9 protein-coding genes and 1 tRNA gene are annotated in these 12,649 nt (G+C 49.2%); 6 read left to right on the top strand and 4 right to left on the bottom strand.

Annotated features, from left to right (window positions below):
* Positions 1–5 precede the first annotated feature (5 nt).
* Positions 6–2,153 (top strand): RelA/SpoT family protein, encoded by a 2,148-nt coding sequence (locus BGX16_RS13490; RefSeq protein ID WP_100426519.1) that lies wholly within the window; start codon positions 6–8, stop codon positions 2,151–2,153.
* Positions 2,150–2,734 carry a hypothetical protein gene (locus BGX16_RS13485; protein WP_100426518.1) on the top strand — a complete coding sequence of 195 codons (585 nt, stop codon included), beginning with the start codon at positions 2,150–2,152 and terminating at the stop codon, positions 2,732–2,734. The genes BGX16_RS13490 and BGX16_RS13485 overlap by 4 nt, the downstream gene beginning before the upstream one ends.
* A gap of 94 nt (positions 2,735–2,828) precedes the next feature.
* Here BGX16_RS13485 and BGX16_RS13480 read toward each other — a convergent pair whose 3' ends face one another.
* Positions 2,829–3,638: an exodeoxyribonuclease III gene (locus tag BGX16_RS13480; protein ID WP_100426517.1), complete on the bottom strand. Its 810-nt coding sequence runs from the start codon at positions 3,636–3,638 to the stop codon at positions 2,829–2,831.
* A gap of 134 nt (positions 3,639–3,772) precedes the next feature.
* On the opposite strand from BGX16_RS13480, the gene BGX16_RS13475 reads away from it, so the two are divergent.
* Together BGX16_RS13475 and BGX16_RS13470 are read left to right on the top strand one after the other, a co-directional pair.
* A complete protein-coding gene (locus tag BGX16_RS13475; protein WP_100426516.1) occupies positions 3,773–6,466 on the top strand; it encodes a TIGR02171 family lipoprotein in 2,694 nt (897 codons plus the stop codon).
* 59 nt (positions 6,467–6,525) lie between these two features.
* Positions 6,526–7,101, top strand: a complete 576-nt coding sequence (locus BGX16_RS13470; protein ID WP_100426515.1) for a hypothetical protein — start codon at positions 6,526–6,528, stop codon at positions 7,099–7,101.
* 7 nt (positions 7,102–7,108) lie between these two features.
* Here the strand turns inward: BGX16_RS13470 and BGX16_RS13465 are convergent, their stop codons facing one another.
* Positions 7,109–7,870, bottom strand: coding sequence for a Nif3-like dinuclear metal center hexameric protein (locus BGX16_RS13465; protein ID WP_100426514.1), 762 nt, complete (start codon positions 7,868–7,870; stop codon positions 7,109–7,111).
* A gap of 135 nt (positions 7,871–8,005) precedes the next feature.
* Between BGX16_RS13465 and metK the strand changes: the two genes are divergently transcribed.
* On the top strand, positions 8,006–9,196 hold the full coding sequence (gene metK, locus BGX16_RS13460) for a methionine adenosyltransferase (RefSeq protein WP_100426513.1): 1,191 nt from the start codon (positions 8,006–8,008) through the stop codon (positions 9,194–9,196).
* A 69-nt stretch (positions 9,197–9,265) separates the two neighbouring features.
* Here metK and BGX16_RS13455 read toward each other — a convergent pair whose 3' ends face one another.
* The gene (locus BGX16_RS13455; RefSeq protein WP_157798061.1) at positions 9,266–11,167 is read right to left on the bottom strand and encodes an EAL domain-containing protein; all 1,902 of its coding nucleotides are present in this window, start codon (positions 11,165–11,167) and stop codon (positions 9,266–9,268) included.
* A gap of 219 nt (positions 11,168–11,386) precedes the next feature.
* Between BGX16_RS13455 and mqnE the strand changes: the two genes are divergently transcribed.
* Positions 11,387–12,433 carry an aminofutalosine synthase MqnE gene (gene mqnE / locus BGX16_RS13450; protein ID WP_100426511.1) on the top strand — a complete coding sequence of 349 codons (1,047 nt, stop codon included), beginning with the start codon at positions 11,387–11,389 and terminating at the stop codon, positions 12,431–12,433.
* Between the two features lie 108 nt (positions 12,434–12,541).
* Here the strand turns inward: mqnE and BGX16_RS13445 are convergent.
* Positions 12,542–12,614, bottom strand: a tRNA-Lys gene (locus tag BGX16_RS13445).
* Between the last annotated feature and the right edge of the window lie 35 nt (positions 12,615–12,649).

The raw sequence follows: 12,649 nt of genomic DNA, 5'->3' as shown, positions 1-12,649 counted from the left end.
AGAGTATGGCTACGGAACAATTACAACTTGCACAAGAGCACATCATTCACGTGCTCATGAAAAAAAATCCTGCTCTTGACGAGCAGAAGCTCCGCAGTGCTGTCTCCTTTATCGCAGAAGCCCACAAGGGCCAATTCCGCAAAAGCGGCATGCCGTACACGGAACACCCTTACGAAGTCGCGAAAATCATCGCGGACATGAAGCTCGACACGTCTTCTGTCCTCGCTGGACTTCTGCATGATGTCGTTGAAGACACTCCGCATACGCTTGCAGAAATCAAGTCTCGTTTTGGTGAAGATACCGCTTTCATGGTCGATGCTGTAACCAAAATTTCCGCTGCACAAAAGCAGGGAAACAAGGTAGAACAGAAAGCCGAAACCTATCGAAAATTCATCAACGCGATGGCAAAGGATCCTCGCGTCATCATGACGAAAATCGCGGACCGTCTGCACAACATGCGCACGCTTCAATACATGAAGCCCGAAAAGCGAAAGATCATCGCGCAGGAAACGCTCGATATCTACACGCCGCTCACCCACCGTTTCGGTCTTTACCAGTTCAAATCCGAACTTGAAGACCTGGCGTTCAAATACCTGAATCCAGTCGAATACAAGCGTATCGTTGATCATTTGCTTTCTACCAAGGAAGAGCGTGAACGCTACATCAAGTCCGTCGTAAGACCGCTCCAGATTAAAATGGTCCTCGAAGATTTCGACTGTAAAATTTCCGGTCGAACAAAGAACATTTATAGCATCTATGGAAAGATGCTCAGCCGAGGCTGTTCGCTCGATGAAATTTTCGACATCTTCGCAATCCGCATCATTGTCGATACGATCCCGGAATGCTATCTCGCTCTTGGCTATGTGCACAACCTTTGGACTCCGATCCAGGGTCTTTTCAAAGACTACATCGCAACTCCGAAGCCGAACCTTTACCAGAGTATTCACACGACGGTCATCGGCCCCGAAAACAAGATGGTCGAAGTTCAGATCCGCACCAAGGACATGGACCTGACCGCCGAAAAGGGCTTTGCCGCACACTGGGCTTATAAGCTCGAAACGCAGCGCAGCGGTGAAGAACTCGAATGGCTCGACCGTTTGGCAAAGCTCCAGGCGGAAATTCCGGATTCGACGGAATACCTGAACTTCCTCCATGTGGACTTGAAAGACGAAGGCATCACCGTGTTTACGCCGAAGGGAGATTCCATTGAACTTCCGGAAGGCAGTACCGTTCTCGATTTCGCCTTTGCCGTACATACCCAGCTCGGCTTGCACTGTGTCGGCGCCCGCATCAACAACGATGTGATCAGCGCAACCCGCACCGTCAAGAACGGCGCCACGATCCAGGTGCTCACCAGCCACAATCAGAACCCGCTTCCGGAATGGCTCGAAATCGTCCGCACCGAAAAGGCGAAGCAGGAACTGCGCCGCTGGATGCGCACGAGCATCGTCAAAGAAGCTCAGATCCTCGGCAAGGAACTCTGGATGCGCGAACTGCGCATTTTCAAGATTACCAAGGCCGAAGAACAGCCGAAAACGGAAGAAATCTGCGAATTCTTCAACGTCAAAACGATTGAGGAATTTTACGAAAAGCTCGGTCAGGGCGAAATGGCCCTTTCGGAACTTGAAAAGTTTATCCAAAAAATCCATCCGGAAAAATTCAAGGAAGCCGACCCGACTTCCCCGGTGAAGCTCTTTGTGACGGACCAGGCGGACGAATCGCAGCTCCCCGTGGAAGTGGGCAATGAATCGAGTCTGCTTATCCATTTTGCAAACTGCTGTTCCCCGATTCCGGGCGAACCGATTGTCGGCGCCTTGATGCCGAAGCACGGTATTGAAATTCACCGCAAGGACTGTCCGCATCTGCCGATGATTCCGGAATCCCGTCGCATTTCGATGGAATGGAATCGCGATTCAAAGAAGGAATTCTTGGTCCATCTGAAGATCATCACCGATGACCGCAAGGGAATCACGACCGACATCATGGACGCGACAGCCCGTGCCAAGGTCTTTATCGAACGCATGAGTGTCGTTTCCGGCAAAAAGAACGGTCGCGTTCGACTGGTATTCCGCATTGCTCGCCGTGACATGCTCGATCACTTGATCGAAGAAATCCGCAAGATTTCCGGCGTCCACGAGGTGACCCGTCTATGATTACTTTAACCCACCCAGTCGAAGACCAGACGGTTCGAAACCGCGCCTTCAACTGCCGTATGCGCAACCGCCGTTACGAAGAAGTCTTCTATGCTTTCAGCGCCCTTTCCCCGATTATCACACAGGCAAATGTGACAGATCGACGGGAATGGTTTGCCGCCATCGGCGAAAAGATGAGCGTGTGCGAAACGTCTCTCGCCGCTTGTCTCGAATACGCGCAGGCATCCGTTTTCTTCGGAAAAATCGAAAAGATTGGGCGGTATTCCACGGAAAATCCGCGCGGCATTCTCCAGGAAGAACTCTTGCTCGTTTACTTCTTGAGCGAACTGCAGTCCACCACCCGTTACCTGATTTCCCGCATCGAAACGGACAAGGAACTGCAGAATATAGACTCCGAAATGGAAACGAAAAAGAGCGGTGCCTATGTTTCCGGTTTTATTTCGAACATGCACAAAAACTTGAATGCTTTGAACCTCGCCACCGAAAAAGAATTCCGCGATCTGCATACGCATATCAAGGCGCGCTTTGAAATCGGAAACGAACTGTTCGGGACACTGCAAGAAGTCCAGCACTTCTACTGATTTCTTTCAAAAGGAACCCGCCGGCCTAGCCGGCGGGTTTGAATACATACAAGAAAAGCTCCGCATCAATCGCGGAGCTTTTCTCATATTAACGTTAAAAAGATTCGTCCTTACTCGTATCGATCGGCGGGAACGGAAGTTCAAGATCGACGCTGATCGGGCAATGGTCCGAGCCTTGTACTTCCGGATAAATCGAAGCGTCCGTCACATAGCTCTTGAGGGCGGAATCCACAAAGGCGTAATCAATGCGCCAGCCGACGTTCCGTTCGCGGGAATTGGCTCGGTTGGACCACCAGGTGTAAGAATCTGCCAGATTCGGATGCATGAGGCGGAAGGAATCTTCAAAACCAGCGGCGATAAATTTGTCGATCCAGGCGCGTTCCACCGGCAAAAATCCGCTGATGCCGGAATTTTCCTTGGGGCGGGCAATGTCGATTTCCTGATGGCAGGTGTTGAAGTCGCCGAGAGTCACCACGTGGCGTCCGCGCTTGATCCAGTCCATGCAGTTGTCGAGGTAAGCGTCGTAAAAGCGGAGCTTGTAGTCCACACGATCTTCGCCCTGTCCACCGTTCGGGAAATAGATGGAGTTCAAAACCCAATCTGGGAAAATGAGCTGGACCACGCGGCCTTCTTCGTCAAATTCATCGATTCCAAAGCCATATTCCACAGCGTCCGGTTCTATCTGACTCAAGATCGCCGTTCCGCTGTAGCCCTTCTTTTTCTGGCAAGCGTTCCAATAGCAGAAATAGCCTTCCGGGGCCTGAATTTCTTCGGGGACCTGATTCAGTTCGGCACGAGTTTCCTGCAAACAGAGCAGTTCTGGCTGGGTCTTCTTGAACCAGTCATTGAACCCCTTCTTTTCTGCAGAGCGGATACCGTTCACATTCCAGCTATAGATACGCATGTTTAATTTCAATCTCCTAACAGATCGAGCCGTGCCAATTATAATAAACAGGGGCACAATTTTGCAGTCCAACCTGTAAAGAAAATAGAAACAAAGAGCCTTTTTTGCTATTTTGAAGTAAATTCGGTAAATTCATGCCTCATTTAATTCTTATCAGTCTTTTGTTTCTTCTCATATGCGCCTGTTCGGATTCTTCAAGCGGAAGCTCTAGCCATGAAGAAGATCCCAATGCAGACACACTCCATGTCGGCATGATTGCAATCCCCGCCAAATCCAACTCGACGACACTCGGAACCAATGAGGCAGGTTCCTCGTCGGAAACCCCAGCCATGCAGGTTTCCTTCGACTACGCCTTTTCCATTGGAAAGCACGAAGTCACCCGCAAAGAATATGCGGAATGGACCGGCAAGGACATCGAAAAAGCAGATTCCCTGCCGATGACAAACATCACCTACTACGACGCGATCCTCGCCGCCAACGCCCGCAGCAAAAAAGAAAAGCTCGACACCGCTTATTCTTACTCCAAAGCGACGTTCGTAGACGGAAACTGCACAAGTATCGAAGCGCTCAGCTTTTTCCCATCGTCCAATGGCTATCGACTTCCGACAGAAGCGGAATGGGTCTACGCAGCGGAATTCGGAGGCTTTACCCCCGACGGATCCTGGAATTCAAAAAATTCTAACGACTCCCTGCACCCGGTTTGCACCACGGAATCTTCCACAACTCTCTGCGACATGGCGGGCAACGCCATGGAATGGGTCAATGATTGGCTCGGCAATTTCAAGGATACGACCATTGCGAACTACATCGGATCCCCCAACGGAGGAGCCCTCGGAGAACGGATTCTCAAAGGCGGAAGCTACCAGAACAAACCAGAAAACATGAAGGTGTATTCCCGCGGTGATGTTTACACGGTCACATCTTCCACAAAAACCAATTACGTCGGATTCCGCCTCGCCGTCGGAGCCATTCCAAATGCCCAGTATTTCAACAGCGAAGGCACGACAAATTCAACCATCATCCCGGTCGCTTCCGCACAGGCTCTAAAATCCAAGATTGGCACGACCCATGCGAGACTCGCCTTCCGCGACGACGACCTGGGAAAAATCATCGTCATTGAATATGCCTGTGGAAACAATGCGGTTTTCGAACCGAAAAAACGCGGAGAACCTTACCATCTCACTATTTCACCGAACGGCCAATGGATCGCCTATTCGACGCAACCGGAAGGTATTTCTGGCTTTGATACTCTTTACATTCAAGCCTTCAACGCTGCAGACACGACCTTCTTCCGCTACAAGAAAGTCTCTGCCGCAGAGCCCCGCTGGCATGTCACCAATTACACGGACACAAGCCTAATCTTTGGAACTTCGGGCGGAAACAATGAAAGCGACGGAACCTTCTTCCAAGAAAAAACATATGAGCTTCAATTCAACAAAAAAGAATTCGGCAGCTTGACTCAGCTTTTTGACGGCTCTTATCACGGAGGGATTTCCTACGACAAGAATTTTGCCGTCACCGGATCCAAGCTTTTGCGCGTTCACTCGGACGACTCAGACACAATCTGGTACAACGGCGAGCAGGCTTGCAACGCATCGCTTTCCAAAGATTCTTCCAAGCGCACTCTCTTCTTAGATTTTGGCAGCGAAACCGGTCGCAAGTTCGCAGATGAAAATTATTCTGCCCACGAACGCATTCTCATCGCCGACAGTCTCGGCAAACTGATCCAAGCAATCCCCTCCCCGGACGGATACGCCTTTGACCACACCGAATGGACCACCAATCCGAACCTGATCCTTGCCACATTGACCGATTCCGAAGGCCGCCATTCCAAAATCGTTCTCGTCGATATCCGTGATTCCAGTGTTCTGACCCTCGTTGAAGGAAACGAGCTTTGGCATCCAGCCCTTTGGATCGAACAAGGAAGAAACATGTTCCCTGTTGATACGACCCTTTCTATCGACAGTCTTGGCGTGTACATGCTCGAAACGTCCAATCTCGCAAGCCGCATTCTTAAAGTCAAAATGGATCTGTTTTGGACAACGCGCTCCTATGCGGAAGTGATCATCACCGGATCTTCCCGTTCCTTCTCCGGCATCGACCCCACCCTGATTTCGGCGGGCTATGCGGTCAACCATTCTTATTCCGCACAAGACATGGCTGGCACGGAATTCTTTATCAGCCATTATTACCTGCCGCACGAGCCAAAGATCAAAACGATTGCGATTGCCCTGGATATCGACCGCTGGATCTTTACAGATGAAGATTTCTTAGAACTCTATCATAGCGTCCCAGGTTACCTCTACGATGCCCATCATGATTTCTGGAGCGACGGCGTGCCTGCCTTTATGCGAAAATATGTCGTGGACAACATTTCCCCAGATCCAAATGAATACGGGACTTACGCCTATAACCGCGGACTTTACAAGTCTCATTCCACCGGCTACAGCGAAAATCCCGAAGTGAATTTTTCGAAATACAACAAAACAAGCGCCGAGTACAATATTCAGAAGTTGTGCTCAATTATCGACGTCGCTAGGACCTATGGGGTCAACGTTGTCGGCATCGTCTTCCCGCAAAACCCGCTCTACATTTCCAAGGAAAACATCTGGGGACGTTACGGACCTTCGCTTTCGGACGCCAAAATGCTTTTGAACACACTCGATTCCATCGCAAAAGTCAAAGACAATTTCTACATCTTGGACGAATACAAGAATGGCAAAAACGATTACGAATCCGAAGATTTTGCAAATGATGACCATCTAGGTCTTTCAGGTGCAAAAAAGCTCACCGTCCGTTTGGATTCTCTGCTCTTAAAAATCCAATAAAATTCAACATTTTTAGATTTTTGCAAGCATTTTATAACTCTTGGAATTATATTAAAACTATGAATTTTAAAATTGCGTTGGGATTTTGCTGTTTGTTCTTATGCCTGCTGAATGCCTGCGGAGGAACATCCGACGGCAGTAACCTGGAAATGCCAGACAACATGCCACCCGTATGCCGCGAAATCGATTTCGTCGAACAACCGGACATGAAAGAACTCTGCGGTGTCCGCACCGTCCGCTTTAGGTCCTACCGCAACATTGCCAAAGAACGCTACCTGATTGCTCCGAAAGACGCGAAAATCGTCATGGCAGAAGACCGTCTAGAACTTCGCATTCCGGGAAACTTCCCCGTCGAACTTTCCGGACCTATCACCAAAGAATTGCGCTTTGACCAGGAATCCCGCTTAAAGAAAATTCGCAACCGCTACGAGTACCACGAAGGTTACCGCGGCACAAGCAAAAAACGCGAGAACCGAGTCCGCGCGTTCAAGCTCACAATTCCGACCGATGCCGGCAACGAATATGAATACTGCTTCCGCATCCCGGAAAAATTCGGCAACGCCCGTACCCGTAACCAGGCTATGGGTAACCGCCTCGAAGAACTCCAGTGTGCAGAATTTAATTCTTTGAAGTAATAAGCTCTTAAATCGGATTATCCAAATCAACGAACTTCGCCGGAATGTGTAGTTCGTTTTGAATTTTATCCGCCAAGGCTCGCACGCCAAAGATTTCCGTGCGATGATGTCCACAGTGGATCAGGTTGAATTTGAGCTCTTCACAGGTGATGGGAACCGCTTCCTTGATTTCACCGGTAATAAAAGCGTCACATCCCAAGTCCAGAGCTTCTTCAATGCCGCTTGCGCCCGAGCCGCTGCAGATAGCAACACGGTGAATTTGATTTGAACCGTACAACAGAGCATTCTGGACTCCATGCTCAAAAGCCTTTTCGGCACAAGCAAGAAATTCTTCCTTCGAAACACAAGTGTCAAATTCCGCAATGACGGCCACGGGCTTTTCGCCTTCGAACATAAAGCCGTCCACTACGCTCAAGCCCATCGCTTTCGCGATCAGGGCATTGTTGCCAATGTCCATGTGGCCGTCCAACGGCAAATGGTAACCGTAAAGAGAAATGCCATTCTGGAACATGCGGCGAAGACGCTCGCCGTAATGCCCCACCGGAATACGATCTTCGTTTTTCCAAAATCCATTCGGATGATGCACCAGAATGCAGTCCGCTTTTTCTTCTATCGCAGCATCGATCAAGCGATCGCGAAAGCTCACGCCTGTCACGACCTTCGTCACCTGATCATTCGCTTCAATGCAGAGCCCGTCCACGCAATAATCCTTAAAGGATTTCGGGTCGAGTAACTTATCCAGCCAATTTGAGAAATCTTTGAGTTTCATATCCTAAATTTAGGTCAAAAGTCACAAAGCCCTAGCGAAATACTCCAAAAAAACCGCTAAATCCATTGCCACACATTATGCGTTTTTATAAATTTACGCATAGATAAACAAAAACACACCTGTACAGGAACCTTTATGGCCCACTATCTTTTTACTTCCGAATCCGTGTCCAAAGGACACCCAGACAAAGTTTGCGACCAGATTTCGGACGCAATCCTCGACGCCTGCCTCGCTCAGGACCCGAATAGCCGCGTCGCTTGCGAAACCCTCGTCAATACAGGTCTCGTCGTCATTTCCGGCGAAATCACCACCAAGGCTGTCATTGACTACCAGCAGATCGCCCGCAAAACAATCAAGAGCATCGGCTATGTGAATCCGGAACTCGCCTTTGATTACAAGGGTTGCTCCGTTCTCGTCGCCATGGACAAGCAGTCTCCGGACATCGCCCAGGGGGTGGATGCCAAGGCAGCCGATGGCAAGGAAGACGACAAGCAGGGCGCCGGCGACCAGGGCATGATGTTCGGCTACGCCGTGAACGAAACCAAGGAATTGATGCCGCTCCCGATTTCTCTTGCCCACAAGCTTATGGAAGAAATCCAGAACCTTCGCGAATCGGGCAAGATCAAGTGGCTTCGTCCGGACGCCAAGTCGCAGGTCACCGTCGAATATGACGAAAACGACAATCCGGTCCGCGTTGACACGATCGTCATTAGCACCCAGCACGACGAATTCGTGAAGGGCAAGGAACTGAAGCATTCCCAGATCGAAAAGGAAATCGTCGAAAAGCTCATCAAGAAGGTGATCCCGGCGAAGCTCCTCGACAAAAAGACCCGTTACCTTGTGAATCCGACCGGCAAGTTTGTCGTCGGCGGTCCGCACGGCGACTGCGGCCTTACCGGTCGTAAAATCATCGTAGACACCTATGGTGGCATGGGCCGCCATGGAGGCGGCGCATTCAGCGGCAAGGACCCGAGCAAGGTCGACCGCAGTGCCGCTTACGCAGCCCGCTACGTGGCAAAGAACATCGTGGCAGCAGGGCTCGCACACCGTTGCGAAGTGCAACTCGCTTATGCCATCGGTTACTCGAAGCCGGTTTCCATTCTCGTGAACACCTTCGGCACCGGGAAGGTGGACGATCGCAAGATCGAAGAAGTCGTTTCCAAGACGTTCGACCTCTCCCCGGCCGGCATCGTGAAGATGCTCGACCTGAAGAAGCCGGGCTACCAGGCAACTGCCGCTCTCGGTCACTTCGGTCGCACCGGCGCACGCTTCACCTGGGAAAAGACCGACAAGGTTGCTGCTCTCAAGAAGACTCTCAAGGTCTAATTCAAATCAAACTTTTTACGAGAAAACCCGTCAGGCTTCTGACGGGTTTTCTTTTTAGTTCATCCAATTTTAAGCATGTACCGGATTTGTCGAAGCGTTTCTAGAACGGATAAAGTCCAAGAAGGACGGCGCGTCCAACGGCTTTGAGAAGTAGTAACCCTGAATCTTGTTTGCGCCTGCATTCAGAACAAGTTCGAGCTGTTCCTTGGTTTCGACGCCTTCCTGGATCACGTCCAAGCGGAATTTGCGAATCATGTTGATGGATTCCACCAGGAACTTGTGCGAGTTCGGATTCTTGGTATCCCAAAGGAGACCCTTGTCCTGCTTGATGTTCTTGAAATCGTTGCTAATCACCTGGATCAAATTCGAGTAGCCCGTACCGAAGTCGTCCAGGGAGAATGTAAATCCGAGGCGGCGCAACTTTTCATAGTGTTCCTTGACGATGCCATTTTCGTTCAAAGCCGACGATTCCGTGATTTCCAAATTGATCTGTTTCGAAGTCACCCCGTACTTTTCCATGATGTTGCGGAACATCACATCCGTATTTTCCACATACAGCTGGAAAATGCTCAAGTTCACTTCGATTTCTTTTAAACCATAGCGATTCGGCTCATTGTCGTGTAAGAACAGGCAAACCTTTTCAAAGACGATGCGTCCGATGTCATTGATCATGCCGTTCTGTTCCGCAATCGGAATGAATTCCATCGGAGGAATACTTCCAAAGACCGGATCGTGCAAGCGCACCAGTGCTTCTGCACAGTCAAATGAAGAAGTTTCCACGTTCCAAATCGGCTGGTAATTCACTTCAAAGCTTTTTTCCTGGATCGCCTTCTTCAGAATCTGTTCCAGTTCCACGCGACGCTTGACTTTTTCAACATCTTCTTCGCAGTGAACGATCAAGCCCGGCTTGATTGCATCATGCAGTTCTTCGCTGAGTTCTATCAAAAGTTCAGGCTTGGAAATTTCATCTGGAACGCATACGATGTCGATAGAAGCGGACAGCGAAAGCGAGACATTGTTGAGCATGTTCAGATGCACATCGCTGCTGTGCGTGCATTCCTTGAAGAACATGGCAAATTGGTTACATTCCATGCGACCCTGATTCGTGATGATACCGATCTTATTGCGCGCGATGCGATAAACGGTGCCTCGCGAATTCTTGATGACCCAATGGATGATGTTTCTTACCATCTCTTCCAAGTCTTCGTTCTTGAGCATACGCAGAAAGCTATTGTAGTTCAAAAGCGTAATCACCATTACCATGTACTTGCGATTGGAACGGATATAGCGATCGTTGTCCGCGATGAACATGTGGCGGTTGTAAACCCCTGTCATCGAATCGGTATGGAAATCGTCCATTTCGATCAAGAGCATTACGCCCATCAGGGAAATCGCTTCGCAGAAAAGTTCAAGTTTTAACCACGGAAACAGGAGCTGCACCACCATGCCGAAAAGACCGCACCCGATAAAAATCCAAAGGACAACAGCCGCTGTCTTCAAAAGAATCGAACGGTAGAGCCAAAGCTGCTGAATCATAAAAAGCAAATACCCCGCCGATTCCGCATAAATCAAAAGTTCCATCGGACCACGGGTAAAAAGAACATTGTCCTGATAATAGAAGATCAAACCCGTCAGCGGATTCGTCAGCACAAAGAGTTCAAGAAGGAGTGCCGGAGAAAGGAATAAAAAGATGCTTTTTGTAGAATGATTATCCCCCCAATTATTCACAAAAACGACATATAGGGCAAAAAGCGGAGCGAGTAGCACATGGAGGGCGAAATAGATGGTCTCTGCAAACTGTTGCACATAATTGTAAAAATTCATGTCAGTCGTCACCAGCGGCTCCATCGACGTAGCGATCAAAGAGGCAATCGACGTGAAAAGTATATTGAACATGATGAGTTCAAAAACCTTGCTACGATCTTTCTGCGGAGTTTTATGGCTATAGTAATAGATGCTACAGCTCAGCATGATCATCAATGAACAGATATAAAAGCACGAGTCTGTCAACAAAAATCTCATAAATAAATAACCACCAAATAAAACAGCGATCCAGGGTTTAATCTCCCCATCTACAGCAATACTAATAAAATATTTACATTCATCAACTATTTTAGCCTCTTTAATATGAAAAAAGGCCCAAATTTTATATTTTTGGGCAAAAGTGAACTACAAGAAAGGAATGCCGACATGAGAATTTCCGAACAGGAAGCTTTGGACCTATTCCTCAAAACTCCATTGGATGAACTCTGCGCCATGGCAAATGCAAAAAAAGAAGCGCGTCACGGCAAGAATGTTTTTTGGGTCAATAATCGGCAGATCAATTACACAAACGTCTGCGTTCTCAAATGTTCCTTCTGTTCCTTTTCCAAAATCAAAAAAACGGATTCCAACGCCTACGACTGGACTTTAGAAGAAATCATCGCCAAGGCAAGGGCCGCAGTCCAAAGCGGTGCGAAGGAACTCCATATCGTCGGCGGTCTGCATCCCGACCATCCTTTTGAATATTACCTGAACATGCTCGCCACGCTCCGCAAGATGTTCACCGGGGTAAACCTCAAAGCCTTTACCGCAGTCGAAATCTGCCACTTTGCAAAGCTCGCCGGGCGTCACGTGCGTGACGTTCTTCAAGACTTAAAAAACGCTGGTCTCGACGCTTTGCCGGGCGGAGGCGCGGAACTTCTCGGCGAAGAAATCCGCCACAAGATCTGCGGTAAAAAGGAAACCGGCGCAGAATGGCTCGAAGTGCACAAGGAAGCGCACCTGATGGGCATTCCGACCAATGCAACCATGCTTTTTGGCCATATCGAAAAGATCGAAGACCGCATCGAGCACATGTCGCTTTTACGAAAATTGCAGGATGAGGCGCCGGGATTCTTTGCCTTCATTCCGCTCGTTTTCCATCCGGAAAACAATCCGCTCGGTCACAAAGTCGGGCATAAGGCCTCCGAAGAAGACGTTCTGCGCACAATTGCCGTGTCCCGTTTGTTTATGGACAACTTCCCCCATATCAAAGCCTACTGGATCCAGACAGGCATTCCGACAGCGATGAAAGCGATCCATGCCGGTGCTTCGGACCTCGACGGTACGATTATGGAAGAGAAGATTACCCATGCCGCAGGAGCCGACACCTGGGTCGGCATGAGCCCCGAAAAAATGCGCGGACTCATCCAGAACGAAGGACTCATTCCCGTGGAACGCGACGCCCTATACGACGTCATCTCCGTTTCCCCGTAAATTCGCCCTAGCTTACCCCAAAAATTTGAAAACGTTTCGATATCGAGGCGTTTTTTTGCTTTAAAAACGAAAAACCGACCGCATTACATGTAACACGGTCGGTTTTCGTGAGCTAAGAAGGGCTCGAACCTTCGACCCACGCCTTAAAAGGGCGTTGCTCTACCAACTGAGCTATTAGCCCGACGGACATAATTTAGTAAAGATTCTCTTTTTTGT

The sequence above is a fragment of the Hallerella succinigenes genome (genome assembly GCF_002797675.1).
Lineage (GTDB): Bacteria > Fibrobacterota > Fibrobacteria > Fibrobacterales > Fibrobacteraceae > Hallerella > Hallerella succinigenes.
Note: the sequence above shows the minus strand (reverse complement) of the source record. Positions and strands in the feature narration are given on the sequence as shown.

Bases quoted from the DNA above. Each gene is read 5' to 3' on its own strand.
- BGX16_RS13455 (WP_157798061.1), bottom strand. From the start codon at position 11,167: ATGCTGAGCTGTAGCATCTATTACTATAGCCATAAAACTCCGCAGAAA.
- BGX16_RS13470 (WP_100426515.1), top strand. From the start codon at position 6,526: ATGAATTTTAAAATTGCGTTGGGATTTTGCTGTTTGTTCTTATGCCTG.
- mqnE (WP_100426511.1), top strand. From the start codon at position 11,387: ATGAGAATTTCCGAACAGGAAGCTTTGGACCTATTCCTCAAAACTCCA.
- BGX16_RS13485 (WP_100426518.1), top strand. From the start codon at position 2,150: ATGATTACTTTAACCCACCCAGTCGAAGACCAGACGGTTCGAAACCGC.
- BGX16_RS13475 (WP_100426516.1), top strand. From the start codon at position 3,773: ATGCCTCATTTAATTCTTATCAGTCTTTTGTTTCTTCTCATATGCGCC.
- BGX16_RS13465 (WP_100426514.1), bottom strand. From the start codon at position 7,870: ATGAAACTCAAAGATTTCTCAAATTGGCTGGATAAGTTACTCGACCCG.
- BGX16_RS13480 (WP_100426517.1), bottom strand. From the start codon at position 3,638: ATGCGTATCTATAGCTGGAATGTGAACGGTATCCGCTCTGCAGAAAAG.
- BGX16_RS13490 (WP_100426519.1), top strand. From the start codon at position 6: ATGGCTACGGAACAATTACAACTTGCACAAGAGCACATCATTCACGTG.
- metK (WP_100426513.1), top strand. From the start codon at position 8,006: ATGGCCCACTATCTTTTTACTTCCGAATCCGTGTCCAAAGGACACCCA.